Origin of the sequence: Nocardioides sp. cx-173 (assembly GCF_021117365.1) — a bacterium.
Taxonomy (GTDB): domain Bacteria; phylum Actinomycetota; class Actinomycetes; order Propionibacteriales; family Nocardioidaceae; genus Nocardioides.
The window spans coordinates 4,217,337-4,242,066 of the sequence record NZ_CP088262.1 but is presented as its reverse complement, the minus strand read 5'-3'; the positions used below and the strand labels follow the sequence as shown (position 1 = coordinate 4,242,066).

The window sequence follows — 24,730 nt, the reverse complement described above, 5'->3', positions numbered from 1 at the left end:
CTAGATCCCTTCTCGCTCGATGGGGCACGACATGCACCGGGGGCCGCCGCGGCCGCGTCCGAGCTCGTTGCCCCTGATGGTGATGACCTCGACGCCCTTCTTGCGCAGGTAGGTGTTGGTCGTGACGTTGCGCTCGTAGGCGACGACGACCCCCGGACGTACGGCCAGCACGTTGCAGCCGTCGTCCCACTGCTCGCGCTCGGCGGCGTGGACGTCCTGGGTGGCCGTGAGGACGTTGATGGCGTCCAGCCCGAGAGCCGCGGCGATGGCTCGGTGCATGTCCTCGGCGGGGTGCGAGGTCACCTTGAGCTCGGACTCGTCGTCGCCCGGCTCGATCGTGTACGACGGCAGCATGCCGAGGCCGACGTACTTGGTGAAGGTGTCCTCGTTGACCATCGTCATCACGGTGTCGAGGTGCATGAAGGCACGCGCGTGCGGCATCGACAGCGCGACGATCTTCTGCGCGCCGCCGTTGCGGAACAGCTGCCGGGCCAGGCGCTCGACGCCCTGAGGCGTGGTGCGCTCGCTCATGCCGATCAGGACCACCCCGCGTCCCAGGACCAGGATGTCGCCGCCCTCGGTCGTGGCCGAGCCGTTGACCGTCCCCTCGCTCCAGACGTTGAACGAGGTGTCGGCGAAGAGCGGGTGCCAGCGGTAGATCGCCTCGTAGTGGATCGTCTCGCGCATCCGCGCCCGCTTGCGCATGGCGTTGATCGAGACGCCGTCGAACACCCAGGCCGAGGTGTCGCGGGTGAAGAGGTGGTTGGGCAGAGGAGGGAGCAGCAGGTCGTCGAGGTCCAGGGCCTGGACGACGACCGAGGTCGGCTCCTCGACCCGCTCCAGCAGCTCGCGCTTGGTCATGCCGCCGATCAGGACCGTCGTCAGCTCGGTGTCGTCCATGTCGCCGAACGCCCGGTGCAGGCTGGGCAGCGCCATGGGCCCGTACACGAGCTCGTCCAGCGAGCGCTCCAGGATGAACTTCCTCGCCTCAGGGACGGCCAGCGTCTCGGCGAGGAGCTGGTGCAGCAGGTGGACCCGGACACCCTGGTCGCGCAGCGCCTCGGCGAAGGCGTCGTGCTCGAGCTTGGCCTGCTTGACCCACAAGACGTCGTCGAACAGGTACTCGTCGTGGTTGGAGGGCGTCAGGCGCTTCAGCTCCAGGTCCGGACGGTGCAAGATGACCTGCCGCAGCCGGCCGACCTCAGAGTCCACGTGCAACGTCATGGTGCGATCTCCTTCGTTGTCTGGAGATTTCAACCTGCGTGCTGGCCCACCGTCCCAGGAGGGCCGAAGGTCCCAGGGCCCCGATGACTTCCGGCACGTCAGGCCGGATGCCCGCCCAGGTTTCGTGTGAGGTGCCCTCGTCCGACGAGCAGAGGAAGTCTCATGGCCAAGCACGCGGCGCCCACACCCCCTGCGCAGGAAGCCGAGCCGGAGGCCCCCAAGCAGTTCCGGTTCCCGAGCGCGTTCACCGTGCTGTTCGTCGTGACCATCGCGGTGTGGCTGCTGGCCTTCATCGTGCCCACCGGCGCCTACCAGACCGGGGACGACGGAGCCCCCATCACCGGCAGCTATGAGCGCACCTCGGATCCCCTCACCTTCGGCGAGCGCCTGATGCAGCTGTTCCTGGCGCCGGTCAACGGCCTGTACGGCGTGCAGGGCTCCGACGGCTTCATCGGCCCCTACGAGTCCGGGGAGCTGTACGGCGCCGCCGGGGTGTTCCTCTTCGTGATCGCGATCGGCATCTTCATCACGATGTCGATGAGCACCGGTGCCATCGACAACGGGGTGGCCAGGGTCGCGCAGCGGATGAGCGGGCGCGGCCCGGTGCTGATCGCGGTGCTGATGGTGCTGTTCTCGATCGGCGGCACCACCGAGGGCATGGCGGAGGAGACGCTCGGCTTCTACGCCCTGGTCATCCCGCTGGTGCTGGCCCTGGGCTACGACCGGATGGTGGTCGCCGGGATCATCATGGTGGGCGCCGGTACGGGCACCCTCGCGTCGACCGTCAACCCGTTCGCGACCGGCGTCGCGTCCGACGCGGCCGGCATCTCGATCGGGGACGGCATCGGAGCCCGCCTGATCATGTATCTGGTGCTGGTGCCCATCTCGGTGTGGTGGGTGCTGCGCTACGCGCGCCGGGTCAAGGCGGACCCGAGCTTGTCGCGGGCCCCGGACGCGGAGGGCGACGAGGAGCTGCGCAGGCAGGGGCTGCGCGACTCGGCCGAGCTGACCGGCAAGCAGAAGCTGGTCCTCACGACCGTCGGCCTGACGTTCGCGTTCATGATCTTCGCGATCGTCCCGTGGGCGCAGGTGATCAACGGGCCGAACGCGGAGAGCTACGGGTGGCAGCTCGACTGGTACTTCCCCGAGCTGGCCGCTCTCTTCCTGGCGATGTCCCTGGTGATCGGGCTGATCGGCGGGCTGGGCGAGAAGGGTCTGACCGACACCCTGGTCCGGGGCGCCGGCGACTTCATCGGCGTCGGGCTGATCATCGTCCTGGCGCGCGGGGTCACGGTGATCATGAACAACGCCGAGATCACCGGGACGATCCTGCACTCGATGGAGGAGATCGTGCGCAACACCGACTCCGGGATCTTCGGTGCGGTGATGTTCCTGATCAACCTGCCACTGGCCTTCCTGGTCCCCTCCTCGTCGGGGCACGCCGCGCTCGCGATGCCGATCCTCGCCCCGCTCGCCGACTTCGCCGACGTGAGCCGCGCGTCGGTGGTCACCGCCTACCAGTCGGCGTCCGGACTGGTCAACCTGATCACCCCGACGTCGGCGGTGGTCATGGGTGGCCTGGCCCTCGCCAAGGTGCGCTACGACCAGTACCTCCGCTTCGTCCTACCCCTTCTCGGGATCCTGCTTGTCCTCTGCACCCTCTACATCGCCGTCATCGCCTCGCTCTGATGCGGTCCGTCGGCCCCTCCTCCGGAGAGGAGCAGGACCTCGACATGAGCACTCACCTCCAGCCGGTGCTGATCGGGGTGGACGACTCACCCGCCACCGACGCCGCGGTACGCGCCGGGATGGAGGAGGCTCGTCGACTCGACGCGTGGGCCCGGCTCGTGCACGTGGTGCCCGATCGCCTGGGCCTGGTCCAGGTGGGCCGGAGCGTCGGCCGCCGGCTGACCGACCGGGGCTCGGCCCTGCTGGAGCGGGTGGCGGGCGACGCGAGGCTGCTGGCGCCGGACATCGAGGTCGAGACCCAGCTGCGCTGGGGCGGTGCGGCGACCGAGCTGGCCGAGGCGGCCGCGGAGGCCGCCGTACTCTACGTCGGCCGGGACGGGCCGCTGCTCGAGCGGCCCCTGGAGGGCACCGCGGGCGCGGGCGCCGCCGCGCGTGCCAGCTGCCCCGTGGTGAGCGTGCCGACGGAGTGGTCGTCGCGGACCGGGCGCGGGGATGTGGTGGTCGCCGTGAAGTCGCCCGGCAGCGCTCTGGAGCTGTTGGCCGACGCGTTCGCGGAGGCCGTCGCGCGCCGGGCCCGCGTGGTCGTCCTCCACTCCTGGAGGCTGCCCGGCGTCTACGACGACATCATCGTCTCCCGGGTCGCCCCCGAGGAGGCGACTCGAGGGTCGACGGAGGCCATCGACGCGCTGCTGCGGGAGTCGCGTCTCAGCTATCCCGACGTCGACGTGGCGGTCCGGATCGTGCACGACCGGCCCGTCCACGCGTTGGTGGCGGCCTCCCGCTCCGCCGACCTGCTCGTGCTCGCCCGCCGCCCGCACGGCGTCGGGCTCGGCACGCTGGGCGGGACCGGGCGCGCGGTCCTGCGCGGCGCGGAGTGCCCCGTCCGCGTGATTCCGCCGGCGCGGTAGGCGGCGCCCCGGGCCCGCCGGCCCAGCGGCTCAGCTGAGGGGCACCGCCCAGAGCAGGCTGGTTCCCTCGCCCGGCGCCGAGGTGACGTGGAGGTGGCCACCGCGCCGCTCGGCACGGAGCCGGGCGTTGGCCAGGCCGCTCTCGACGATCGCGTCGGGCATCCCGGTGCCGTTGTCGGTGACCTGCACCCGGATCCCGTCCCGGACGCTCACCTCGATGGTGCAGGCCGACGCCGAGCCGTGACGGACGGCGTTCGACAGCGCCTCGCTCAGCACGGCCAGGATGTCGGGGAGCAGGTCACTGTCGATCAGCAGTGCCAGCGGCCCGCGGAACTGGATGGTCGGGCGCAGCTTCATGGTCCGGGCCGCACGCTCCACGATCTCGATCACGGCGGCCCTCGGGTCCGAGGAGTCGTTCGTCGGTCCCAGCGTGAAGATGGTGCGCCTGATGTCGCGGATCGTGTCGGCGATGTCGGCGATCGAGCGGTCCAACCGGTGCGCGATCGCGTCGGGATCCTGCAGCCACGACGTGCCCTGGAGCTCCAGGCCGACGGCGAAGAGCCGGGGCAGGACCACGTCGTGCAGGTCGCGGGCGATGCGGTCGCGGTCCTCGAGCACGGCCAGTCGCTGCTGGTCCTGGCGCGCCTCGGCCACCTGGAGCGTCACGGACGCCTGCTCGGCGAGCAGCGTGGGCAGCGCGGCGTCGTGGCAGACGTCGGGGGCCGCGCGGTCGCCGGTCCACCCCAGCGCGACCGCTGCGGTGCCGTCGTGGGTGGGCGGCAGCGGCACGACCACCCCTGGACCCGTCGGGCCGGTGCCCAGCGCCGCCCCGACGTCGACGGCACGGGGGTGCTCGGCGAGGCTGTGGGCCTTCAGCGCGCGACCGCTGACGGTGACGCAGCGCTCCAGCGACCGGTCGAAGTCCACGGCGGCCAGGGCCTCGGGAGTCGCGCCCTCGACCCCGGACACAGCCCACAGTCGCAGGTCGCCCGGGTCGGGTCCGCCGACCACCCAGGCGATGTCGGCGCCGAACAGCTCACGGGCGCGATCGGCCACGACCTGGTGCGCACTGTCGTCGGTCGGCTGCGGTGCGGTGGCCGACGCCAACCAGCTGGCTCGGCGTCCGGCCTCCTCACGCAGGAGCGCCGTCTCGATGAACCCGCCCGCGGCGACGGCCAGGGTCGTGACGACCTCCTCGTCGCCCGCGGTGAAGGCCGGCCGGCGGGTGCTGCCCGTCAGGTGCAGGGTGCCGAACCGCCTGCGGCGGACGTGGAGGGGCACCTCCAGGAAGGTGCGCATCGGCAACAGGGTGGAACCGTGGTCCCCGGCCGGGAGCGGGTCCACGAGATCACCGGGATCCACAGACGCCTCCCCGTGGATCAGCTGTCGCAGCAGTGCTGCCCCGGCCTCGTGGTCCTCCTCGGCTCCCGCGGCCTGGTCGGTCAGACCCCGGGTGTACAGCCGGTGCGGGGTGCTTCCGCGGGTGTCGGTGATGCTCAGCGCCCCATGACCCGCGCGCACGAGGTCGACGGCCAGGTCGAGGATCTGAGCCAGCAGGTCCTCGAGGGTCCCGTCCGCACTCAGGTCGGCCAGAGAAGAGAGCAACAGATGCAGACGGGCCAGCTCGTCGGCCTGGGCCTCTGCCTGTTCGGTGGCGGTGCGCATGAGCTCCTCGAAGGGCTGTCCCCCGCTCGCGCTTCGTGGGTCATCTGGTCCGACATCGCTCGACAACTCCCACATGCCCCGCTCCTCAAGGCCGATGTATCTACATCCCCCCAGATGGAAAACAGTGTGCTTCGTGGATGGAAGACCCTCGGGTCGGCTTTCTCACTCGACCGATGCCCGGTGGTCACGTTCGCAAACCTTCTAGCTCCTCCTGCTGTTCTCGTGAGGTGGCTCCGGCCCGTCAGGGGCTCTAGTGCTGCGGGTTCTCCAGCTGGGCGGCGATGATCGCGGCCTGCGTTCGCGACCTTACTCCCAGCTTGCCCAACACCGTCGAGACATAATTCTTCGTCGTCTTCTCGGCCAGTCCTAGACGAGTCGCGATCTGGCGGTTCGTCAGGCCCAGTCCGACCAGGCTGAGGACCTGTCGCTCCTTGGGAGTCAGGCGCTTGGTCAAGGGATCGACGGGCGGGCCGTCGCGCAGACGGGCGAGCACGTGCGAGGTGACGGCCGGGTCCAGCATGGACTGACCGGCGGCCACCCGACGGACCGTGTCGACCAGGTCCGAACCCCGGACCTCCTTCAGGACGTAGCCCGACGCCCCGGCCATGATGGCGGCGAACAGGGCCTCGTCCTCGTCGTAGGACGTCAGCATCAGCGCGGCGATGTTGGGGTCGATGGACCGGACCATGCGACATACCTGCACGCCGGTGCCGTCCGGGAGCCGTACGTCGAGGATCGCCACGTCCGGCTTGAGCGCCGGGATCCGGCGAGCGGCCTCCTTGGCGAGGCCGGACTCCCCGACGACCACGATGTCGCCGTCGCGCTCCAAGAGGCCTCGTACCCCATGGCGCACCAGCTCGTGGTCGTCGAGCAGGAAGACCTTGATGGGCCGGTCCGGCCCGAACTGCGGCCCCGAGGCCTCGTAGTCCATACCGAGACGGTACTTCCCCGGATCGAGGATCGGGGAGGTCGACGGCCACGAAAGGCCCGGGTCTTTGGCCCCTGTTCTCCGGACGCCGGACGGTCCTGACTGGGTGGATGGGCCGATCACCTGCACCACCGGGCTCGAGCACGATGGGCGGGCTGGCGGTGTGCACCCGGTGGGTCCCGGTCGTACCGGGCCGTTGGTCACTTGGCAGCGAAATCGGCCCACATCAGGCTGAGGGGGCGCCTTCATACCGACGAGGGAGACCCATCATGGACGCCGTCACGCACCGCACCGAGATAGCCAGGCTCGCCGAGCAGTTCATGACCGAGTTCGCGGGCACGATGCCTCCCGGACAGATCCTCAGGGTCGTGCACCAGGCGGACCGGCTGGTGCTCCGCTCGGCCGGGACCGCGGAGAACTCGGTCTCGTTGTGCGAGGCCATCGCCCGAGGGCTCATCGGCGTGCGCGTCGCCGAGGCGACCAGGCGTGGCCGAGCGGTCACGGCCCGGACCGAGCGGCGTCACGGGACCGGCCCCAGCTCGAAGGTCGAGTAGGGGCCGCCACCTGACCGCCCAGCCCGGTGGGCACACGAACGGCGATCACCGGACCGTCCGGAGACGCACAGAGGGGCCGACGCCGCGAGGCGCGCCGAGCGCGGCGGTCACCGACCACATGAGGAGAGCGACATGGCAACGTTGACCGTCTGGAAGTTCGAGACTCCCGAGGGCGCGCAGCAGGCCGAGGACGCCTTGTCCCGGCTGCAGAAGCAGGAGCTGATCACCGTCCTGGACGCGGCGACCGTCTCGTGGGAGGAGGGGAAGAAGAAGCCCAAGACCCGGCAGGCCAACAACCTGATCGCGACCGGGATGCTCGGAGGCATGTTCTGGGGCCTGCTGTTCGGGGTCATCTTCTTCATCCCGCTCATCGGGCTGGTGGTCGGGGCGGCGTCGGGGGCGGTGTTCGGGTCGCTGACCGACATCGGCATCGACGACGACTTCATCGCCGACGTGCGAAAGCACGTCACCCCCGGCACGTCGGCGCTCTTCGTCCTCTCGACCGGTGCCGTCGTCGACCGGGTGCACCAGTCGCTGCGCGAGCAGGGCATCAAGGGCGAGCTGATCGAGACGAACCTGTCGTCCGACCAGGAGGCCAACCTGCGGCGGATGCTGGAGGAGAGCGAAGCATGAGCATCCAAGCCAACCGGGACCGCCACTCCGTGCTCGCCGACCTGATGGACTGGATGGGTGCGCCGGGCATGGAGCCGCAGGTCCGCGTCGAGGAGTGGGTGGAAGGCGACCGGAGGATCATCCGTGCCGACATCCCGGGCGTCGACCCCACCAAGGACATCCAGCTGACCGTGGAGGGCGGGATGCTCCATCTGCGCGGTCAGCGCCGGGCCGAGACCCACGACCAGCACCGCAGCGAGATCCGCTACGGCAGCTTCGCGCGCGTCATCGCCCTCCCCTCGGGCACACGTGCCGAGGACGTGGCGGCCGACTACTCCCACGGCGTCCTCACGGTCTCCATGCCGGCGGGCCGAGGCGGCGGCTCGCAGAGCATCCCGATCACCAGCGGTGAGCAGAGCTCGTCCTCCGACGGCTCGTCCGCCAGCTAGACCCGATCTTCGCCCGCCAGTCGGCGGGCGGTGCACGGGCGCCGCGCGATCGCCGCGCGCGGCGCGTCCGGCCGTGGCGTCCTCCCCGTGTGGGAGGGCGCCACGTCCCTGTCTGGGCGCCCGGCCGGCGACAGGTCCTCGGTCGGCCCGGGACGGGTGGGCCGTTGGTCCCGATCGCGGAGAGCCGACGTGCCCTGAGCGGTGACCGCACCTGCGCCGAGCGTGGTCTTCATGACCACGACTCCCCGCCCCTTCTCGACGGTCGGGTTCCTCGAGCGGAACCGCCGCATCGGCACCACCCTGACCCTGCTGCTGCTCGTCGGCCTGGGTCTCGCCCTCGGCGCTGCCCTCGGGCTGGTGCTGAGCGAGACCGTCGGCTGGATGCTGGACGCCGTCGCCAGCGCCGAGTGAGCACCCGGACTGCGGCCGCCGTCAGTCGCGCGGCGGCGTCTCCCTGCCGAGCAGCCAGGCCTCGAGGAACGACGACAGCTCCTCGCCGGTCTGCTCCTCGATCCAGGGCAGGTAGTCGTCGCGCCCGGTGCTCACGTCGGCACGCTCCTCGGGCCAGGCGCGGATGAGCTCGAGGAACGCCTCCTCGCCGATGCGCTCGCGCAGCTCGTGCCACATCAGCGCGGGGCCGTAGTAGATGTTGCCCGAGCCGAAGGCCTCGCGCGAGTAGGCCGCCGGCGGCCCGGCGAACGCGCGCTCGTCGTCCTCGAACTCGGCCCACTCGTCCATCTGCTCGTCGACGGTGCGGCCGTCCTGCTCGGCCTGCCACATGCCCTGCAGGTACATCGCCATGCCCTCGTTCATCCACACGTCGCGCCAGTCCTCGGGGGTGACGCTGTCGCCGTACCACTGGTGCGCGAGCTCGTGCAGGATCACCGCCTCCGAGGTCGTGTAGTCGGTGTTGCCGAGGGTGACCAGCGTCTGGGTCTCCATGCCGCTCTCGGAGTCGACGACGACCGTGCCGAAGGTCTCGAACGGGTAGGGGCCGAGCCGCTCCTCCAGCCACGCCATCGCGGCCGGCGTGGTGCGCAGTCGCTCGAGGACCTCGGGGGACTCCGAGCGGTTGACCCAGTAGGTGATGGGGATCCCGGACTCCGACTCGTCCTCGGTCATCTCGAAGTCGCCGAACGCGACGGTGGTGAGGTAGGAGGCTGCCGGGGAGTCCAGCGAGAAGACCGTCGTGGTCGTGCCGCCCTCGTCGTTGCGGGACTCCAGCGCGCCGTTGGCGACGCCGACCCAGGGGGTGGGGACGGACAGGGTGAAGTCGTAGAGCGCCTTGTCCGAGGGCTGGTCGTTGACGGCGTACCAGGTGAAGGCGCCGAACGGCTCCTGCATCGTCCAGGTCTCGTGGGTGTCGGTCACCGTGAAGCCGGTGCCGCTGAAGTCGCCGCGCTTGGTCGGGACCGGCACCGGACCGGGCTGACCGTCGTACTCGAGGGCGAGCTCGTACTCCTGGTCGGCCTCGACGCCCGCGGTGACGACGAGGTCCTTGCCGCGCTCCTCGAACTCGACCTCCTCGCCGTCGAGGGTGAGCGAGGAGATCGTCATCGGCTCGCTGAAGTCGAGCTGGAAGGTGTCCGCCGTGGCGGTCGAGCGGAACGTGAGCACCTCGGAGCCGGTGAGCGTGTCGGTGTCGGGGTCCCAGTCGAGCGTGAGGTCGTAGTGGAGCGCGTCGACGCTCGGGTCGCCGGCCTCGGGGTAGACCGAGTCCTCCCGCGGCTCGCTCACCGCCGGCTCCAGTGCCGGGTCGCCGGCCGTGCCCGTGTCTCGCTGGGTCGCGCGGTTCCAAAAGGGCTCGCCCGTCCGGTCCCCGGTGGGTGCGTCGTCGGAGTCGCCGCCGCAGGCGGACAGGGCGCCCCCGGCCAGGAGGAGGGCGCAGGTGAGCGCTCCCAGTCGGTTCACGGGTTGCCCCTCAGCAGTGGACGGGCCAGCTTGCGGCCGTGATGGATCTGGGCCTTGACCGTGCCGAGCGGGGCACCCACCTGCTGGGCGATCTCCTCGTAGGACAGCCCGTAGACGTCGCGCAGCAGCAGCGGCTCGACGAACTGCGGGTGGTCGCGCTCGATGATCTCCATCGCCTCGAGCAGGTCGAGGCGGGTGCCGGCGATGACGCTGGTGGTGCGGGGGTCGGGGGTCTCGAGGTGTGACGGCAGCTCCGCGGCCACCGCCTGGTTGCGCATGCGGCGGTACGTCGACCGGGCCGAGTTGACCGCCACGACGTGCATCCACGTGGTGAACCGGCCGCGCCCGCCCCACGAGCCGATCCTGGTCGCGATCTTGAGCAGCGCCTCCTGGCAGGCGTCCTCGGCGTCCGGGGTGTGCGGCAGGACGCCGCGGCACACGTGGAGCGCGCGGGGACGCACGGCGGCGAGCAGGGCCTCGAGCGCGTCGCGGTCGCCGTCGCGGGCCTGCCGCGCCAGCTCGTCGATCTCGTCGGGCGTGAGCCCCTCGCTCGTCATGTCGCTCATCTCGTCTCGTGTCGTTGGAACATAATGCAGGGTGTCCATACCGAGCCGCATCGGCCGCTACGTGGTGCGCCGGCGCATCGGCGCGGGCGGCTTCGCGACGGTCTGGCTGGCCTACGACGAGCAGCTCGACTCCCCGGTGGCGGTCAAGGTCCTCGCGGACAACTGGACCGAGGACTCCCACGTGCGCCAGCGGTTCCTGGAGGAGGGGCGCTACCTGCGCCGCGTGGAGTCGCCGCACGTCGTCACCGTCTACGACGCGGGCGCGCTCGACGACGGCCGCCCCTACCTGGTGATGACCTACGCCGACCAGGGCACCCTCGCCGACCGGCTCGAGATCGAGGGCCTCACGACCCGCCAGGCGCTCGAGGTGGTGCGGCAGGTCGCGCTCGGGCTCCAGGCGCTGCACGACCGCGGCATCCTGCACCGCGACGTCAAGCCGGCCAACGTGCTGTTCCGCACCGCCGACCGCGACATCCGCGCGATGGTGGGCGACCTCGGCCTGGGCAAGGCGCTCGACATGTCGTCACGACTCACCATGGTCGCCGGCACCCCGTCCTTCGTCGCGCCGGAGCAGGCGCAGGCCGAGCCGCTCGACGCCCGCGCCGACCAGTACTCCCTCGGTGTCCTCACCTACGTGCTGCTCGCCGGCCGACCGCCGTACACCCATGCGGACCTGACGGCCGCCGCCTCGCCCGGGCCGCCGCCCCCGCTGTCGACGCCGGAGCGCCCGGTCCCGGCCGAGGCCGAGGCCGTCGTGGCACGGGCGCTGGCGCGCGACCGCGAGGACCGCTTCGGCTCCGTCGCCGAGTACGCCGCCGCGCTGGCCGCGGCGTACGGCGACGAGGCCGGCGACCCCGGGCAGATCGCCGAGCCGTGGCTGCCGCTCGACCCCGAGCTGACCCAGCCGGGCGTGCGGCCGACGGCGTCGCCGGCGGCGGCGGGCGGGACCACCGAGCCGGTGCCGCCGCCTCGCCGGCGCCGACGTGGGGTCGCGGCGGCGCTGGCGGTCCTGGCGCTGGCGGCCGGTGCGGTCGCGGGGCTCGGCCTCGGGCTGGGCCTGCGCGACGACGAGGTCGAGGTCACCGACGACACCGGATCGCTCACCGCGCGCGTGCCCGACGACTGGGACCGCGCGGTCGCCGCCGACGGGTGGGTGCCGCCCAACGTCGAGGAGCGCACCTACCCCGCGCTCTCGGTCGGGACGGCGGCCGCCTGGACCGACCCCGCCTCCGCCGCCGAGGGGGTGTTCGTCGGGCTGTTCCCCGGGGAGTCGCTGCCCTCGCTGCTGCCCCAGCACGCCGAGTGCGACGACCACGACGACCCCGTCACGGAGTCCAGCGGCGACCCTTCCACCACCGTCGTCCACACCGGCTGCCCCGGCGGTGTCACCGTCGAGCGGGTCGTCCAGGTCGCCGCCAACCGGCTGCTGTGGGTCCAGGTCCGCAGCGCCGACCGCGGCACCGCCAACCGGGTGCTCGACAGCGTGGACACGCACGGGCTGTGAGGGGGTCGTTCAGCCGGCGGTGGGCTCCGCGCTGGCACTGACCCGCTCCAGCAGGTCGAGCAGCCCGTCCCGGTCGCCGAGCCGGCCGATGACGACGACGGTGACGTCGGCGATGCCGTCGCCGTCAAGCTCGAGGAAGCGCTCCATCGTGAGCCGCCGGTAGCCGCCGAGCACGTACGTCGCCACGAGGGTGTCCTCGTGGTCGACCTCGAGCTCGAACTGCGTCACCGTCGACTCCAGCGCGCCGAGTCGCTGCGCCAGCGCCTGAGCGACCGTCTGTCGCTGACCGGTCAGGGACTTGATCCGCAGCAGGTAGCTGTTGACGGGAGCCTTGTGCGGCTCCCACTTGGTCTCGACCAGGTCGCTGTCGGTGCGCACCCAGCCCACCGGCACCGACAGCCACGCCCCGAACTGCCGGTTCCCGATCCGCCGCGGCACCAGCGCGAGCCCGGCCTCCAGCGCCGGCGTCCTGGGGTCGGGGAGCACCTCGACCTCGGGGTCGGAGGGGTAGGACGGCGACCGGCCCGGCACCGGCTCGGCGGCGCTCAGGCGCGCGGGCTCGTCGTCGGTCGCCGTGACCGCCCAGTAGCCACCGGCGACCCCGAGCGCGGCGAGCAGGGCCGCCACCCCGAGTGCCCGCGCGTCCATGGCCTCACCGTAGCCACCGCAGGGCGCCTCACCTGGGCAGGACAGGCCGGGGGCTGCGATGACTCGACCGGTGGGCTGGGGTCTGTCGTATCGGCGCCCTCCCGTTCGTGGACACCACAACCGCCCCCACTCCCCGAGGACCACCGATGACCGAGCTCCCCGACCGCAGCCGCTGGCTGGCCCTGTACGTCCTGTGCCTGGGTGACCTGATGATCGTGCTCGACTCGAGCATCGTGAACGTCGCGCTGCCCTCGATCCAGGCCGACCTGGGCTTCTCGCAGTCCGCGCTGGCCTGGGTGGTCAACGCCTACCTGCTGACCTTCGGGGGCTTTCTGCTGCTCTCGGGGCGGCTCGGCGACCTGCTGGGCAACAAGCGGGTCTTCCAGGGCGGCGTGGTGTCGTTCACGGTCGCCTCCGTGGCCTGCGGCCTGGCTCCGTCGCCGGAGCTGCTGGTCGTGGGGCGCGCGGTCCAGGGCCTGGGCGGTGCCGCCGTCTCGGCCGTGGCGCTGGCGCTGGTCATGGGCCTGTTCTCCGAGCCGGCGGAGCGGGCCAAGGCGATGGGCTTCTTCGGGTTCGTCATGTCCGGAGGCGGCGCGGTGGGCGTGCTGCTGGGCGGTGTCCTGACCGGTCTCCTCTCCTGGCACTGGATCTTCCTGGTCAATGTGCCGATCGGCGTCGCGGTGTGGGTCGCCGCCCGGCGGGCGCTGCCCTCCGACGAGCTCGCGCCGCAGACCTCGCGCCTGGACGTCGTGGGCGCGGCCCTGGTGACGATCGCGTTGATGGTCACGGTGTACGCCGTCGTCGGCGGCAACGAGGCCGGTTGGACCAGTGCCCGCACCCTGCTCCTGCTGGCTCTGGGGGCCCTGCTCCTCGTCGCCTACGACGCCCTCGAGGTCGGGCTCGCGTTCATCCCGACCAGCGTGGTGATGGCCTACTGCTCGCTGCGGGTCAGCGACCGGCTGGTCCTGCGCTTCGGCATCCGTCCGCCGCTGGTGGCCGGGCTCGCGCTCGCGGCGACCAGCCTGGCGCTGTTCTCCCGGGCCCCGGTCGACGGCGCCTTCGCGATCGACGTGCTGCCCGCGATGCTGCTGCTGGGCGCCGGCGCCGGAGTCGCGTTCAACCCGGTGCTGCTGGCGGCGATGGGCGACGTGGAGCCGGACGAGGCCGGCCTGGCCTCGGGCGTGGTCAACACCAGCTTCATGATGGGCGGAGCCCTCGGGCTGGCCGTCCTGGTCAGCCTCTCGACCGCCCGCACCGAGAGCCTGCTGGACGGCGGCGCGTCGCCGGTGGCGGCCCTCAACGGCGGCTACCAGCTGGGCTTCGCCGTCGGGGCCGCCTTCGCGCTGCTGGCGGCCGCGGTCGGCGGGCTGCTGCTGCGGCCGAAGCCGATGGTCGACGCGCACCCGCACGAGCCGACCCCGGCCGGTGAGGCGACGGCGGCGGGCAGTCCGTAGCGTGGGCGGGGTGATCGTCCGCGACGCCCGCCTGGTGCCCGTGACCCCCGGCCGGGACGTGCCCGACGACCCGGTCGACGTCCTCGTCGAGGGCGGCCGCGTGGTGGAGGTGGGCCCGCGCCTGGCCCGGCCCGATGGTGTGGAGGAGATCGAGGCGGGCGGGCGCTGGCTGATCCCCGGCCTCTGGGATCAGCACACCCACCTGGGCCAGTGGTCGCTGAGGTTCACCCGCCTCGATCTCAGCGGCGCGGACTCCCCGGAGCATGCGCTCGACCTGGTCCGGTTCTGGCTGGCCGAGCACCCGGGCCGCCCGCTCGTCGGGTTCGGCCACCGACCGGCCGTGTGGGAGCGCCAGCCCACGGTGGCCGAGCTCGACGCCGTCGCCGGTGAGACGCCCGTCGTCCTGATCGCCGGCGACGCCCACCACGCGTGGCTCAGCAGCTCCGCCCAGCGCGCCCTGGGCCTGGAGGTGCGCGAGGACACCATCTCCGAGAACGAGTGGTTCGCCGCCTACGCCGACCTGCCGGGCCTGGTCGGCAACGACGGCATCTCCCCGACCGGCTACCTCAACTCCCTGAACCGCGCGGCCGCCAAGGGGGTGGTCGGCCTGGTCGACTTCGAGTTCGGCGGCGGCCCGAGCGACTGGGTCGAGCGGTGGACCGAGGGCTGCGACGTGCTGCGGGTGCGCGTGGCGACGTACGCCGACCGGCTCGACGAGGTGCTCGCGGCCGGGCACCGGACCGGCGACCTGCTGCTGCCCGGCGACGACCGGCTGACCATGGGCCCGCTCAAGATCATCAGCGACGGCTCGCTCAACACCCGCACCGCCTGGTGCTGCGAGCCCTACGCCGACGGCGGCCTCGGCGCGGCCAACCAGAGCGCCGACGAGCTGCGCGCGCTCCTGACCCGGGGGCACGCCGGCGGCCTCGAGGTCGCCACCCACGCCATCGGCGACGCGGCGGTCGCGCACGCGCTGTCGGTCTACGCCGCGACCGGCGCCCGAGGCTCGATCGAGCACGCCCAGCTCGTCGCCCACGCCGACGTACGGCGCATGGCCGCGGTCGGCGTGCGCGCCAGCGTCCAGCCCGCGCACCTGGTCGACGACCGGGTCCTCACCGAGCAGATCTGGCCGGGCCGCAGCGAGCGCTGCTTCGCGTTCCGGTGGATGCTCGACGCGGGCGTCCCCCTGGCCCTGGGCTCGGACGCTCCGGTCTCACCGCTGGACCCGTGGCTGGCGATCGCCGCCGCGGTCCATCGCGGCGCCGACGACGAGGAGCCCTGGCATGCCGAGCAGGCCCTCACCCCGGGCGAGGCTCTCGCCGCGTCCGTCGACTTCCAGCCGACGGTCGGTGCCGGCTCCCGCGCCGACCTGGTCCTGCTGGAGCGCGACCCGCTGGCGTCCGGGGCGGATGCGGCGGAGGTCGCCCGCCAGCTCCGCTCGATGCCGGTCGCGCTCACCGTCGCCGCCGGGCGGGTCGTGCACTCGGCGCTGTAGCGGACGGCGCCGCTACGCGATGGCCGCGAGCACCAGGTCGGCGACGGCGCGCTGGCCCTCGGCGAACGGGTGCAGGGCGAGGGCGCGCTCAGGGTCGGTCTGGATGCCGTTGACCCAGGGCTCGTCGGCGCAGATGTCGTGGCCCTTGCTCGCCTTGAACACGTCGACGACCTCCGCGCCGCCGGCCTTGCCGCCGAGCCGGACGGCGTCCGAGAGCGCCTTGTTGACGCGGACGACGTAGGGGTAGTCGCGGGCGGCGATCGGGATGAGGTCGGGGCACGAGCCGCGGTCCGGCAGCAGCTGGGGGTAGTTCGCGACGATCACGCGGGCGTTCGGTGCCCGGTCCCTGATCCCGCGGGTGACGGCCTCGACGCGGGCCCGGATCTTCGCGGCCTGCTCGAGTGGCCGGTCGCCGTTGCCGGCCTGGGCCTGCTGGCAGGAGGCGCCGCGCTGGTCGCCCTGACCGGCCTGCAGGCAGGCCACCAGGAGCTGGGAGAACAGCCCGAAGTCGTTGCCGCCGATCGTGACGGTCACCAGGTCGACGTCCGCGTCGAGCGCGTCGAACTGCGGGAGGCTCTGGGTCTCCCCGCTGACCTGGGCCCCGACCATCGAGGTGCTGGACGCCGCGACGCAGCTGACGTCGACGAGCTCGTAGCCGGCCTCGGCCGCCACGAGGTGGGGGTAGTTGCCGTCCGAACGCTGACAGCCGTCGTCGGGGTCGGTGTCCGGCACCAGCGGCGCCGCCACGAAGGAGTCGCCCAGGGCGACGTAGGTCCCTGCCGCAGCCCCCGACGGGTCGCCCGACGCGCCGCCCGCGGCGCCACCCGAGGCATCGGCAGGCGGGGTGGGACGCGGCGTCGGGGTGGTGTCCAGCGGCGGGTCGTCGCCCGCGCACGAGGCGAGCGTCAGCAGGGCGGGCACGACCACGCCGGCGAGCAGGGCGCGGGCGGTCCGGGGGGTGGGCATGGGCTCTACGGTACGGAGGCCCCGAGCGCGATCGTCAGGGCGAGTACCGTCTCCGGGTCCTCGAGCCGGTCGCCGTACAGGTCGCGGAGCTGGCCCATCCGGTAGCGCACCGTCTGCGGATGCACGAACAGCGCCTCGGCGACGTCGTCGCGGCGACCCTGGTGCAGCAGCCACGCCCGCAGCGTGTCGGCGAGCTTCTCGGCGACGCCGGGCCGCAGCCCGGCCAGCGGCGCCAGCGCGTCGGTGCGCAGGTCCGCGAGGGCGTCGGCGTCGGCGGTGAGGACCAGGCGGACCAGGTGTGCCTCGGTGTCGCCGTCCAGGCCCGAGGCCCGGGCCCGCATCGCGCGGTCGTACGACGCGCGCACGTCCAGCCAGGGCCGCGCCGGTCCGGCCACGCAGCTGCGGTCGGCCAGCGTGCGCAGCAGGGCGCCGCGCGCGCGGCCATGCGCGTCGGGGACCAGCAGCAGCGCGACCTCGTCCAGGTCGGGCAGCTCGGTCTGCAGGGTCTGGGCCGAGAGCTCGGCCAGCACCGGGCGGACCTGGGACTCCGGCACGATGACCGCGGTCAGGGTCTCGGGCGGCCCCCAGCCGGCGCGCTCGGCGGCGCTGGTCACGGTCTCGGCCGGCGACCCGACGAGCAGGTGGTGGGCGATCCGCTCGAGCAAGCGTTGGCGCACGCGCCCCGAGGTCGCCAGCTCGTCGGTGTGCCCGGCCACGCTCGCGGCGGAGAGCTCGTCGATGTAGGCGAAGACCAGCTCGGCGAAGGACACCAGCGTCTCGGCCGACAGTCCCGCTGCGACGGCGTAGGTCGACATCTCGCGCCAGGACACGCGGGCCCCGATCCGGTACGCCGCCAGCAGGGCGTCGGTCGAGCGGCCGCTGCGGGCCTCGCCGCGGCCGAGCTGGTAGGCGCCGTCGACGGCGGGCGCGGCGGGGGTGCGCGGTTCGGCGCCGGGGGTGCCGCCGGCCAGGGAGAGGAATCCGCCGAGCGCGAGCTGGACGGCGTTGCGGATGGTCTCGCCCATCCGCCCGCCGAACGCGTCGGCGTAGCTGGGGACCTCCTCGATGATCGCGGCCACCACGTCGTCGGCCACCGACGGCAGGTGGGAGCGGATCTCGGCGACCGCCTCGACCGGGATCAGCAGGTCCTGGCCGGCCGTGGGACGACGGGAAGGCGACACTGTTGTCTCCTCCGAACAATTGTGACCTGAGTCTTCACGTCCTGAGGTCATGACTTTACCCCGTGAGGTGGAGGAGGGTAGGGACATGTCCTCCGTAGCTCTCTTGCGCGCCTCGAGCGGCCAGCCCGCCCGGCGCTCCCGCGCGCTGCGAGACCGGCTGATGCGCGTGGCCGAGGCCGCCGTGACGCCGCTCGTGCCGGCCGACGTCCTCGACATCTTCTCCCCGCTCCGCTCCGGCGCCGACCTGCGCGCGCGCATCGTCTCGATCGTCCCGGAGACCGCCGACGCCGCGACGATCGTGCTCAAGCCGGGCAAGGACTGGGCCGGCCATGTGCCCGGTCAGTACGTCCGGGTGGGCGTGGACGTCGACGGCGTCCGCCTGTGGCGCACCTACTCCCTGACCCACGGCCCCCGGGCCGACGGCCACATCAGCATCACCGTCAAGGCGATCCCCGACGGCGCGGTCTCCACCCACCTGGTGCGCCATGCGCGGGTCGGCCAGATGCTGCAGCTCGGCCAGGCCGAGGGTGACTTCGTGCTCCCCGACCCGGTCCCCGCCAAGCTGCTGCTGGTCACGGCCGGCTCCGGGGTGACGCCGGTGATCGGGATGCTGCGCAACCTGTTCTCGCGCGCCGAGCGGCTCGACGCCGACATCGTGCTGCTGCACTCCGCGCTGTCGCGCTCGGAGGTGATCTTCGGCCAGGAGCTGCGCCAGTACGCCGAGGAGGGCCGGGTCCGCCTGGTCGAGATGCACACCGACGTGCACGGGATGCTCGACGTGCACGACCTGGACACCATCGTCCCCGACCTCGCCGAGCGCACGACGTACGCCTGCGGGCCGGTCGGCCTCCTCGATGCGCTCGAGGAGCACCACACCGCCCGCGACCTGCCGCTGCACATCGAGCGGTTCCGCACCGCGGTCGTCGCGACCGGCGAGGGCGGCAGCGTGTCGTTCACCAAGAGCGACATCACCGTCGAGGGCGACGGGGCCACCCCGATCCTCGACGCCGCCGAGGCCGGTGGCGTCCTGATGCCGAGCGGCTGCCGCATGGGCGTGTGCTTCGGCTGCGTGCTGCCCCTGCGCGAGGGCGCCGTGCGCGACCTGCGCAACGGCGAGCTCACCGTCGCCGCCCCGGGCGACGGCGTCGTCATCCAGACCTGCATCAACGCGGCCGCCGGCGCCTGCGACATCGACCACTGACCGATCGACCACCACGAGGAGATCGACATGACCGTCCTTCAGAAGAAGACCGAGAGCACGAACCCGATCGCCCACCTGACCCCTGAGGAGATCGAGCAGATCGGCGTCGAGCTCGACGCCATCCGCCAGTCGATCCTCGACACCCGCGGCGAGCGCGACGCGGCGTACATCCGCAAGGTGATCGACGCCCAGCGCAAGCTCGAGCTCGCCAGCCGGGCCGTGCTGCTCGCCAGCGTCTTCCCGCCGGCCTGGGTGCTCGGCACCGCCGGCCTCAGCGTCGCGAAGATCATCGAGAACATGGAGGTCGGGCACAACATCATGCACGGCCAGTGGGACTGGATGCGCGACCCGAAGATCCACTCCACCACGTGGGAGTGGGACAACGCCTCGCCGTCGGACCAGTGGAAGCACTCGCACAACGAGCTGCACCACACCTACACCAACGTCGTCGGCAAGGACAACGACCTCGGCTACGGCATCATGCGCGTCGACGAGGACCAGCGCTGGTACCCGCTCTACCTCGCCCAGCCGGTGTGGAACTTCATCAACGCCTGCTTCTTCGAGTACGGCATCGCCGCCTACGACCTCGAGCTCGGCAAGAACCTCGCGAGCGAGAAGCGCCGCAAGGACCCGGCGTTCAAGGCGCGGGCCAAGCAGACGCTGAAGAAGATCCGCAACCAGGTGACCAAGGACTACGTCGTCCACCCGGCGATGTCGCTCCCGACCGGCTCGTTCCTGCCGACCCTGGCCGCCAACTTCACCGCCAACGTCGTGCGCAACCTGTGGACGCACTCGGTCATCATGTGCGGCCACTTCCCCGAGGGCGTCGAGACCTTCGAGCGCTCCTCGATCGAGGGCGAGACCCGCGGCGAGTGGTACCTGCGCCAGATGCTCGGCTCGGCCAACATCTCCGGCAGCAAGGCCATGCACTTCATGACCGGCAACCTCTCGCACCAGATCGAGCACCACCTGTTCCCCGACCTGCCCAGCAACCGCTACGCCGAGATCGCCCCGCAGGTGCAGGACCTCTTCCAGCGCTACGGCCTGAGCTACCACATGGCCCCGCTCCCGAAGCAGGTCGCGAGCGCCTGGCACAAGGTCGTCCGGCTCTCCCTGCCCAACGACTTCCTGGCCACCACCAACGCCAAGAACCTGCCCAGCCAGCTCAAGGTCCTCTACGCCATGACCACCAAGGGCCCCAAGGTCCGCCGCGCCGCCCAGGCCCGCCTCACCCAGCAGGCTCGCCGGCTCAAGGTCGGCCGGGCGGCCTGAGCCGTCACCGGCGCAGCCGGGCCGCGAGCACGCGGAGGTCGGGGAGGACCTCGGTGGCGCCGGCGGCGGCCAGGACGGCGTCGTCGTGGGTCGTGGTGACGCCGACGACCTGACCGACGCCGGCCGAGACCGCCGCGCGTACGCCGGCGGGCGAGTCCTCGGCGGCCAGGCAGTCGGCGGGGGAGACCCCCAGTCGCTCGGCCGCGAGCAGGTAGCCCGCGGGATGGGGCTTGCCGTCGGTCACGTCGGCGGCGGTGACCACGAGAGCGACGTGCTCGAGGACGCCGAGCGCTCCCACCGCCCGGGCCACCCACGGCGCCCCCGCCGAGGTCACGATCGCGACCGGCACCGCGGCGCGTGCCGCGGCCAGCACCAGGTCTCGGGCGCCGGGCACCTCGTCGGGCAGCGAGTCCTCGGGGAAGTGGGCCACGACCGCCTCGTGCAGCACGCGCGGGTCCTCGCCGGCCCACGGCCCCGGCTCCGCGGCGAAGACGTCGCTCGCGCGACGGCCGGTGAAGACCGTGAGGTCGGCGACCTCCCAGCCCCGGCTGGCGAAGTACGACGCGTAGGCGGCGCGCTGCAGCGGCTCGGAGTCCACCAGCGTCCCGTCGAGGTCGAGGAGCAGCGCCGCGGGTCTCACGTGGAGACGGTGAAGAGGAGGTCGCCGGCGACCGCGCGGGCGTCGTCCGCCGGCGCGGCGACCGAGCCCTTGGGGCGGTCCATCGCCACGACCGGCACCAGCGCCGACATCGCGTCGGTGAGCGCGGCCGGGTCCCACCGGACCATCGGGGCGCCGGCCTCGACGGTGCTGCCCTGCTCGACCAGCACCTCGAAGCCGCGGCCCTCCAGCCGGACCGTGTCGATGCCCAGGTGGACCAGGACGCCGACGCCGTCGTCGGCCAGGACCACGAAGGCGTGCGGGTGCACCTTGACCACCCTGCCCGCCACGGGCGAGACGACCGTGACCTCGCCCGGGTCGGGGTCGATCGCGACGCCGGGGCCGACCATCTCCGAGGCGAACACCGGGTCGGGCACGTCGGTCATCGCCACGACCCGCCCGGCCAGGGGCGCGAGCACCTGGGTCACATCAGGTCCTCGATGTCGTCGGCGAGGTTGTCGGCCTCGGGGCCGACGACGACCTGGACCACCGTGCCGGACTGCATGACGCCGTGCGCGCCCGCGGCCTTGAGCGCCTTCTCGTCGACGAGCGAGGCGTCGTTGACCTCCGTGCGCAGGCGGGTGATGCAGGGCTCGATCTCGACGACGTTGTCGGCGCCGCCGAGGCCCGCGAGGATCTGCTCGGCCTTGCTGCTCATCTCTGCTCCTTCGGTGGTGGGGTCACGAGTGTGGGTCGGTCGAGGTGACCTTGGCCAGCCCCTGGGGGCGATCGGGGTCCAGGCCGAGGTCGCGAGCCAGCCCCTCGACGATGCGCTGGCCGGGCACGATGGCGCCCAGCGGTGCGGCGGCCTCGGTGAGGTCGGGGCCCGCGACATGGACGGCACACGCCCGCGCGAAGGCCGCGTCGCCGCCGATGCCCACGACCCGGGCACCGCGCGAGGCCAGGTCGTCGGCGAGGTCGACCAGCGGCTCGAGCAGCGGCCCGTCCGGCGCGGCCAGCAGCAGGGCGGTCATGCCCTGGGTGACCACCGCGATCGGGCCGTGCCGCAGGTCGGCGTAGGAGTAGCCGCGCACCGGGCGCTGGCAGGTCTCCTCGAGCTTCAGCGCGGTCTCGAGCGCGGTGCCCATCATCAGCCCGCGCCCCGACACGACCGTGTACGCCGTGTCGCGCAGGGCCGCCACCGCCTCGTCGACGGGGACGTCGAGCAGCCGCTCGATCTCGCCGGGGACCCGGTCCAGCGCGGCGTCCAGCGGTCCCGGATCCTCGAGCACGGAGGCGGTCAGCACCGCCATCGCCACCAGCTGGGTGAGGTAGGTCTTCGTGGCGGGCACGGCGACCTCGGCTCCCGCCTGCGTCACCAGGGACAGGTCGGCCGCGCCCGCCAGCGGGGAGTCGGCGACGTTGGTGACGGCGAGGGTGGCCGCGCCGCAGGAGCGGGCCCACTCCTGGGTCGCCACGATCTCCTCGGTCGCTCCCGACTGGGACACGCTGACCACCACGCAGTCCGACAGGTCCAGCCGCGACCGGTAGTGGGTCGCGACGCTGGGCGAGACCAGTCCGCCGGCGACACCGGCCTGGGTCTCGAGCAGGTAGCGGCCGTAGATCGCGGCGTTGTCGGAGGATCCCCGGGCGGCGAACAGGACCCGGCGCCGGCCGCGCAGGAGCGAGCGGACCGCGTCGCGCTGGGGACGCAGCGCGGCGAGCGTGCGCCGTACGGCGTCGGGCTGCTCGGCGATCTCCCGGGCCATCTGTGTGCTCATCGCGCTCCCGCCCTGGTCCCTTGACAACCCCGGTGAGGGGGCTCACACTCCCAACTGGTACGGACCAGACCGTACCAGTGTCATCTGGCTCCGTCGAGAGGCTCTCGTGTCCACCAGTCCCCGTGACCGCACCCTCATCGAGGGACCGCTCACCAAGCACGCCCAGCTCAGCGACGCGCTCGCCGAGCTGGCCGCCCGAGAGCTGGGGCCGGGGGCCGCGATCCCCTCCGAGCGCGACCTCATGGCGACGTACGGCGTGTCCCGTGCGACGGTGCGCAAGGCCATCGACGGCCTGGTCTCCGACGGCCTGCTGCGGCGCGTGCACGGCAAGGGGACCTTCGTGTCCACGCCGCGGCTGGAGAGCCGGCTACACCTCGCGTCGTTCAGCCAGGACATGCGCCGCCGGGGGCTGGAGCCCTCCACCCGGCTGCTGTCGGTGGAGCTGGACGAGCCGCCGACCGAGGTCGTGCACGCGCTCGGGCTCGACGGCGACGGCACGGCGTGGCGGGTCGACCGGGTGCGTCTCGCCGACGGCGAGCCGATCGCGCTCGAGCACGGCTGGTACCCCCGCGCCCTGCTCCCCGGCCTGGACCGTCACGACCTCGGCGGCTCGCTCTACGAGCTGTTCGCCGACGTCTTCGACGCCCCCATCGACGCCGCCGAGCAGACGCTGTGGGGGGAGACCGCCGACGCGGCCACCGCGCGGCGCCTCGACGCACCGCTCAACACCCCTCTGCTCGTGTTCCGCCGCGTCTCGTCCAGCGCCGGGCGACCCATGGAGCACGTCGTGTCCCGCTACCGCGGCGACCGCTACCAGATCCACATGTCCCTGGGCCGTGACGACCTGGGCCAACGCCGCAACACCGCCGAGAGGAAGAAGAAGCGATGAGCACAGCAGACGCGTCCGTGGACGCCAACGAGAAGCGGCGCCTCAACCTGGGGCCGCTGCAGAAGTTCGGGCGCAGCCTGATGCTCCCGATCGCCGCCCTGCCCGTGGCCGCCCTGCTGCTGCGCTTCGGCCAGGCCGACGTACTCGGCGCGGACGGGCTCGGCTGGGACCGGGTGGCCGCCGTCATCGGGGCCGCGGGCGACGCGCTGTTCGCCAACCTGCCGTTGCTGTTCGCGGTCGGCGTGGCCATCGGCATGGCCCGCAAGGCCGACGGCTCCACCGCCCTGGCGGCGGTGGTCGGGTACCTGGTCTTCAAGTCCGTGGGCGACGCGATGTCCCCGTTCGTCCTCGGGCTGCCCGCCGAGGACGCCGAGCAGCAGCTGATCAACTACGGGGTGCTCGGCGGCATCGTCATGGGCCTGGTGGCGGCGTGGCTGTGGCAGCGCTACCACCGGATCAAGCTGCCGCCGTACCTCGCCTTCTTCGGCGGGCGCCGGTTCGTCCCGATCATCACGTCGTTCGCGGCCATCGGCATCTCGGTGCTGATGAACCTGGTCTACCCGGCCTTCGACGACGGGATCACCAACCTGGGTGAGTCGGTGACCGACAACGAGGTGGCCGGCGGCTTCATCTACGGCACGCTCAACCGGCTGCTCATCCCGCTCGGACTGCACCACATCCTCAACAACCCGCCGTGGTTCATCTTCGGCAGCTACGAGGCCGACGGCGAGGTCTACCACGGCGACATTGCGCGGTTCCTGCACGGCGACCCGACCGCGGGCGCGTTCATGACCGGCTTCTTCCCGATCATGATGTTCGCGCTCCCCGCTGCCGCCCTGGCGATCTGGCACGAGGCGAAGCCGCAGAACAAGAAGGTCGTCGGCGGCATCATGGCCTCCGCCGCGCTGACGGCGTTCCTCACCGGGGTCACCGAGCCGCTGGAGTTCGCGTTCATGTTCGTGGCCTGGCCGCTGTACCTCATCCACGCGGTGCTGACCGGCACCTCGCTGGCGTTGGTCAACGCGCTGGGGATCAAGGACGGCTTCGGGTTCTCGGCCGGGCTCTTCGACTACGCGCTCAACTTCAACATCGCCACTGACCCGTTGCTGCTCATCCCCATCGGGCTCGGGTACGCCGCCCTGTACTACGTCCTGTTCCGCTTCGTGATCCGCCGGTGGAACCTGCGCACCCCGGGCCGCGAGGAGGAGGGCGAGGAGTCCATCGTGTCGGCGGAC

The 24,730-nt window shown here is 72.3% G+C and carries 24 protein-coding genes and 1 pseudogene; 13 read left to right on the top strand and 12 right to left on the bottom strand.

All coding sequences use genetic code 11. From position 1 onward, the window contains the following. Window positions 1-1,224 carry an arginine deiminase gene (locus tag LQ940_RS20720; protein WP_231241428.1) on the bottom strand — a complete coding sequence of 408 codons (1,224 nt, stop codon included), beginning with the start codon at window positions 1,222-1,224 and terminating at the stop codon, window positions 1-3. 162 nt (window positions 1,225-1,386) lie between these two features. Here LQ940_RS20720 and LQ940_RS20715 point away from each other — a divergent pair, with 162 nt between their 5' ends. Together LQ940_RS20715 and LQ940_RS20710 are read left to right on the top strand one after the other, a co-directional pair. Beyond that, entirely contained in the window at window positions 1,387-2,913 is a 1,527-nt protein-coding gene (locus LQ940_RS20715; protein ID WP_231241429.1) for a YfcC family protein, read from the top strand. A 44-nt stretch (window positions 2,914-2,957) separates the two neighbouring features. Beyond that, window positions 2,958-3,821 (top strand): universal stress protein, encoded by an 864-nt coding sequence (locus LQ940_RS20710; RefSeq protein WP_231241430.1) that lies wholly within the window; start codon window positions 2,958-2,960, stop codon window positions 3,819-3,821. Window positions 3,822-3,851: 30 nt separating this feature from the next. On the opposite strand, the gene LQ940_RS20705 is transcribed toward LQ940_RS20710, so the two are convergent. Next, entirely contained in the window at window positions 3,852-5,486 is a 1,635-nt protein-coding gene (locus LQ940_RS20705; protein ID WP_231241431.1) for a sensor histidine kinase, read from the bottom strand. Between the two features lie 250 nt (window positions 5,487-5,736). Continuing rightward, window positions 5,737-6,417: a response regulator gene (locus tag LQ940_RS20700; RefSeq protein ID WP_231241432.1), complete on the bottom strand. Its 681-nt coding sequence runs from the start codon at window positions 6,415-6,417 to the stop codon at window positions 5,737-5,739. 266 nt (window positions 6,418-6,683) lie between these two features. Between LQ940_RS20700 and LQ940_RS20695 the strand changes: the two genes are divergently transcribed. The 4 genes from LQ940_RS20695 (at window position 6,684) to LQ940_RS20680 (ending at window position 8,440) form a co-directional block, all read left to right on the top strand. Continuing rightward, window positions 6,684-6,968, top strand: a complete 285-nt coding sequence (locus tag LQ940_RS20695; RefSeq protein WP_231241433.1) for a hypothetical protein — start codon at window positions 6,684-6,686, stop codon at window positions 6,966-6,968. Between the two features lie 132 nt (window positions 6,969-7,100). Beyond that, entirely contained in the window at window positions 7,101-7,601 is a 501-nt protein-coding gene (locus tag LQ940_RS20690; RefSeq protein ID WP_231241434.1) for a DUF1269 domain-containing protein, read from the top strand. Continuing rightward, the gene (locus LQ940_RS20685) at window positions 7,598-8,029 is read left to right on the top strand and encodes an Hsp20/alpha crystallin family protein (protein WP_231241435.1); all 432 of its coding nucleotides are present in this window, start codon (window positions 7,598-7,600) and stop codon (window positions 8,027-8,029) included. The genes LQ940_RS20690 and LQ940_RS20685 overlap by 4 nt, the downstream gene beginning before the upstream one ends. 231 nt (window positions 8,030-8,260) lie before the next feature. Then, window positions 8,261-8,440, top strand: coding sequence for a hypothetical protein (locus LQ940_RS20680; RefSeq protein WP_231241436.1), 180 nt, complete (start codon window positions 8,261-8,263; stop codon window positions 8,438-8,440). A gap of 21 nt (window positions 8,441-8,461) precedes the next feature. Here LQ940_RS20680 and LQ940_RS20675 read toward each other — a convergent pair whose 3' ends face one another. Together LQ940_RS20675 and LQ940_RS20670 are read right to left on the bottom strand one after the other, a co-directional pair. Beyond that, a complete protein-coding gene (locus LQ940_RS20675; RefSeq protein WP_231241437.1) occupies window positions 8,462-9,940 on the bottom strand; it encodes a M1 family metallopeptidase in 1,479 nt (492 codons plus the stop codon). Continuing rightward, entirely contained in the window at window positions 9,937-10,506 is a 570-nt protein-coding gene (locus LQ940_RS20670; RefSeq protein WP_308217418.1) for an RNA polymerase sigma factor, read from the bottom strand. Before LQ940_RS20670 ends, LQ940_RS20675 begins: the two co-directional genes overlap by 4 nt. A gap of 31 nt (window positions 10,507-10,537) precedes the next feature. Between LQ940_RS20670 and LQ940_RS20665 the strand changes: the two genes are divergently transcribed. Further along, the gene (locus tag LQ940_RS20665) at window positions 10,538-12,010 is read left to right on the top strand and encodes a serine/threonine-protein kinase (RefSeq protein ID WP_231241438.1); all 1,473 of its coding nucleotides are present in this window, start codon (window positions 10,538-10,540) and stop codon (window positions 12,008-12,010) included. Between the two features lie 9 nt (window positions 12,011-12,019). On the opposite strand, the gene LQ940_RS20660 is transcribed toward LQ940_RS20665, so the two are convergent. After that, complete coding sequence (locus LQ940_RS20660; RefSeq protein WP_231241439.1) at window positions 12,020-12,658, bottom strand: hypothetical protein; 639 nt, start codon at window positions 12,656-12,658, stop codon at window positions 12,020-12,022. Between the two features lie 146 nt (window positions 12,659-12,804). Here LQ940_RS20660 and LQ940_RS20655 point away from each other — a divergent pair, with 146 nt between their 5' ends. Both LQ940_RS20655 and LQ940_RS20650 read left to right on the top strand, forming a co-directional pair. Next, window positions 12,805-14,112, top strand: coding sequence for an MFS transporter (locus tag LQ940_RS20655; protein WP_231241440.1), 1,308 nt, complete (start codon window positions 12,805-12,807; stop codon window positions 14,110-14,112). Window positions 14,113-14,122: 10 nt separating this feature from the next. Then, the gene (locus LQ940_RS20650) at window positions 14,123-15,607 is read left to right on the top strand and encodes an amidohydrolase (RefSeq protein ID WP_231241441.1); all 1,485 of its coding nucleotides are present in this window, start codon (window positions 14,123-14,125) and stop codon (window positions 15,605-15,607) included. A 12-nt stretch (window positions 15,608-15,619) separates the two neighbouring features. Here the strand turns inward: LQ940_RS20650 and LQ940_RS20645 are convergent, their stop codons facing one another. Both LQ940_RS20645 and LQ940_RS20640 read right to left on the bottom strand, forming a co-directional pair. Further along, a complete protein-coding gene (locus LQ940_RS20645) occupies window positions 15,620-16,573 on the bottom strand; it encodes an SGNH/GDSL hydrolase family protein (protein ID WP_231241442.1) in 954 nt (317 codons plus the stop codon). 5 nt (window positions 16,574-16,578) lie between these two features. Next, a complete protein-coding gene (locus LQ940_RS20640) occupies window positions 16,579-17,754 on the bottom strand; it encodes a PucR family transcriptional regulator (protein ID WP_231241443.1) in 1,176 nt (391 codons plus the stop codon). A gap of 85 nt (window positions 17,755-17,839) precedes the next feature. On the opposite strand from LQ940_RS20640, the gene LQ940_RS20635 reads away from it, so the two are divergent. Then, window positions 17,840-18,955 carry a ferredoxin reductase gene (locus tag LQ940_RS20635; RefSeq protein ID WP_231241444.1) on the top strand — a complete coding sequence of 372 codons (1,116 nt, stop codon included), beginning with the start codon at window positions 17,840-17,842 and terminating at the stop codon, window positions 18,953-18,955. Between the two features lie 27 nt (window positions 18,956-18,982). Further along, window positions 18,983-20,227 carry a fatty acid desaturase family protein gene (locus LQ940_RS20630; protein WP_231241445.1) on the top strand — a complete coding sequence of 415 codons (1,245 nt, stop codon included), beginning with the start codon at window positions 18,983-18,985 and terminating at the stop codon, window positions 20,225-20,227. 4 nt (window positions 20,228-20,231) lie between these two features. Here the strand turns inward: LQ940_RS20630 and LQ940_RS20625 are convergent, their stop codons facing one another. From LQ940_RS20625 to LQ940_RS20610, 4 genes are read right to left on the bottom strand one after another with little or no spacing between them, the layout of a single operon-like run. After that, entirely contained in the window at window positions 20,232-20,867 is a 636-nt protein-coding gene (locus LQ940_RS20625; protein ID WP_231241446.1) for an HAD family hydrolase, read from the bottom strand. Continuing rightward, a complete protein-coding gene (locus tag LQ940_RS20620; RefSeq protein ID WP_231241447.1) occupies window positions 20,864-21,313 on the bottom strand; it encodes a PTS sugar transporter subunit IIA in 450 nt (149 codons plus the stop codon). The genes LQ940_RS20625 and LQ940_RS20620 overlap by 4 nt, the downstream gene beginning before the upstream one ends. Continuing rightward, complete coding sequence (locus tag LQ940_RS20615) at window positions 21,310-21,615, bottom strand: PTS glucose/sucrose transporter subunit IIB (protein WP_269217252.1); 306 nt, start codon at window positions 21,613-21,615, stop codon at window positions 21,310-21,312. The genes LQ940_RS20620 and LQ940_RS20615 overlap by 4 nt, the downstream gene beginning before the upstream one ends. Then, window positions 21,566-22,606 carry an SIS domain-containing protein gene (locus LQ940_RS20610; protein WP_231241449.1) on the bottom strand — a complete coding sequence of 347 codons (1,041 nt, stop codon included), beginning with the start codon at window positions 22,604-22,606 and terminating at the stop codon, window positions 21,566-21,568. Before LQ940_RS20610 ends, LQ940_RS20615 begins: the two co-directional genes overlap by 50 nt. 106 nt (window positions 22,607-22,712) lie before the next feature. On the opposite strand from LQ940_RS20610, the gene LQ940_RS20605 reads away from it, so the two are divergent. Beyond that, window positions 22,713-23,495: a GntR family transcriptional regulator gene (locus tag LQ940_RS20605; protein ID WP_231241450.1), complete on the top strand. Its 783-nt coding sequence runs from the start codon at window positions 22,713-22,715 to the stop codon at window positions 23,493-23,495. Continuing rightward, window positions 23,492-24,715, top strand: a pseudogene (locus tag LQ940_RS20600) (PTS transporter subunit EIIC); the annotation flags it as partial. The gene LQ940_RS20605 and the pseudogene LQ940_RS20600, both read left to right, overlap by 4 nt. Between the last annotated feature and the right edge of the window lie 15 nt (window positions 24,716-24,730).

Coding starts and splice junctions, on each gene's coding strand:
- LQ940_RS20720 (WP_231241428.1), bottom strand. CDS start 1,224: ATGACGTTGCACGTGGACTCTGAGGTCGGCCGGCTGCGGCAGGTCATC.
- LQ940_RS20690 (WP_231241434.1), top strand. CDS start 7,101: ATGGCAACGTTGACCGTCTGGAAGTTCGAGACTCCCGAGGGCGCGCAG.
- LQ940_RS20695 (WP_231241433.1), top strand. CDS start 6,684: ATGGACGCCGTCACGCACCGCACCGAGATAGCCAGGCTCGCCGAGCAG.
- LQ940_RS20635 (WP_231241444.1), top strand. CDS start 17,840: ATGTCCTCCGTAGCTCTCTTGCGCGCCTCGAGCGGCCAGCCCGCCCGG.
- LQ940_RS20705 (WP_231241431.1), bottom strand. CDS start 5,486: ATGCGCACCGCCACCGAACAGGCAGAGGCCCAGGCCGACGAGCTGGCC.
- LQ940_RS20630 (WP_231241445.1), top strand. CDS start 18,983: ATGACCGTCCTTCAGAAGAAGACCGAGAGCACGAACCCGATCGCCCAC.
- LQ940_RS20610 (WP_231241449.1), bottom strand. CDS start 22,606: ATGAGCACACAGATGGCCCGGGAGATCGCCGAGCAGCCCGACGCCGTA.
- LQ940_RS20680 (WP_231241436.1), top strand. CDS start 8,261: ATGACCACGACTCCCCGCCCCTTCTCGACGGTCGGGTTCCTCGAGCGG.
- LQ940_RS20710 (WP_231241430.1), top strand. CDS start 2,958: ATGAGCACTCACCTCCAGCCGGTGCTGATCGGGGTGGACGACTCACCC.
- LQ940_RS20715 (WP_231241429.1), top strand. CDS start 1,387: ATGGCCAAGCACGCGGCGCCCACACCCCCTGCGCAGGAAGCCGAGCCG.
- LQ940_RS20660 (WP_231241439.1), bottom strand. CDS start 12,658: ATGGACGCGCGGGCACTCGGGGTGGCGGCCCTGCTCGCCGCGCTCGGG.
- LQ940_RS20685 (WP_231241435.1), top strand. CDS start 7,598: ATGAGCATCCAAGCCAACCGGGACCGCCACTCCGTGCTCGCCGACCTG.
- LQ940_RS20645 (WP_231241442.1), bottom strand. CDS start 16,573: ATGCCCACCCCCCGGACCGCCCGCGCCCTGCTCGCCGGCGTGGTCGTG.
- LQ940_RS20655 (WP_231241440.1), top strand. CDS start 12,805: ATGACCGAGCTCCCCGACCGCAGCCGCTGGCTGGCCCTGTACGTCCTG.
- LQ940_RS20670 (WP_308217418.1), bottom strand. CDS start 10,506: ATGAGCGACATGACGAGCGAGGGGCTCACGCCCGACGAGATCGACGAG.
- LQ940_RS20700 (WP_231241432.1), bottom strand. CDS start 6,417: ATGGACTACGAGGCCTCGGGGCCGCAGTTCGGGCCGGACCGGCCCATC.